Source organism: Microcoleus harperi Pol14_C6, assembly GCF_036701295.1.
GTDB lineage: Bacteria > Cyanobacteriota > Cyanobacteriia > Cyanobacteriales > Microcoleaceae > Microcoleus.
Map to the genome: position 1 here is coordinate 1 of NZ_JAUBQN010000112.1, position 1,293 is coordinate 1,293.

Annotated in this window: 2 protein-coding genes; both read left to right on the forward strand. The window is 49.3% G+C overall.

Going from position 1 to position 1,293, the window contains the following annotated elements; translation table 11 throughout:
* The first annotated feature begins 64 nt into the window (after positions 1–64).
* Positions 65–568, forward strand: a complete 504-nt coding sequence (locus tag QUA27_RS27600; protein ID WP_445251560.1) for a winged helix-turn-helix domain-containing protein — start codon at positions 65–67, stop codon at positions 566–568.
* Positions 541–1,143, forward strand: a complete 603-nt coding sequence (locus tag QUA27_RS27605) for a transposase (protein ID WP_445251561.1) — start codon at positions 541–543, stop codon at positions 1,141–1,143. The genes QUA27_RS27600 and QUA27_RS27605 overlap by 28 nt, the downstream gene beginning before the upstream one ends.
* Positions 1,144–1,293: the final 150 nt, after the last annotated feature.

Here is a 1,293-nt window from a genome sequence, read left to right on the forward strand (position 1 = left end):
ATATCAGGTTCGGATAATTAGTTATAATTAAGGGCAGCCGATTCACAGGGAGGCCAAACCCCCTATGCCAAAAAAAGTCCAGTTAGAACCGCACTTAAGTGTCCAGGAACTCTACACTCGCTACCGGACAAGTTCAGGGTTAGTCGAACGCAGCCACTACCAGATCATCTGGTTACTGGCCTCGGGCCACACCCCACTAGCGGTGTCTCAAGTTACCGGTTACAGCCGGATTTGGATTTACCAACTGCTGCGACGCTACAACCAATTGGGGGCTGGCGCCTTAAGCGATAGACGTTCGTCCAATCGTGGGCAACCTCCTCAACTCAACGACCTACAAAGAGCGCAACTGTGGCAAGTCCTATCTGGGCCAGCTCCCGATGGCGGTTTATGGAATGGTCGCAAAGTCGCTGATTGGTTAAGTGAGTCGACAGGAGAGCAGATCAGTCGCCATCGGGGATGGGAATATCTTCGGGAAATGGGCTACCGTTTGAAAGTCCCCAGACCGCAGCATCAGGAAACTGACCTCTCTCAACAACAACAGTGGAAAAAAAACTTCATTTCGAGTTGAGATTTTTACAAGCTAAATACCCTCAAGCAGAGATTGAAGTTTGGGCGATGGACGAACATCGCTTGGGACTGCTACCAGTATTGCGCCGAGTCTGGACGCTGGTTGGGGAACAACCCACTGCCGAGGTCAAACATCAATACAAGTGGCTGTGGGTTTATAGTTTTGTCCACCCCGAGTCAGGAGAAACTTATTGGTGGTTGCTGCCGTTTGTCAACACTCAACTGTTTAATCGGGTGTTGGCCGATTTTGCACGAGAGTATTTGAATGGGGGCCAGATAAACGAGTGCTGCTGGTCGTTGACTTTCGCTGGATGGCATCAGTCTCAAGAGCTAGTGATTCCTGAAGGCATTGATTTGTTCGAGTTGCCATCACATTCTCCCGAATTACAGCCAGCAGAACGATTGTGGCCACTTACTAATGAAGTCGTAGCCAATTGCTCACCCCAAAATCTTGACGAGTTAGAAGAGCTGTTGGTCTATCGTTGTCAGCAATTGCTGGGTCAACAAGACTTGATTCGCGGACTGACTTGTTTTCATTGGTGGCCTTTGACTCGCCGACCGTTGACAATTAATTGAGTTGGATCAGTTCGAGGTCCTCACCCAGAGCGGCTCTGGAGTGGTCTCCCCTGCAAATTAATATTCGGTCGCCCGAATTCAAGTTCGAGCGCCCGAATTCAAGTTCGAGCGCCCGAATTAATATTATAAGTAATTACCCGAACCTGATAT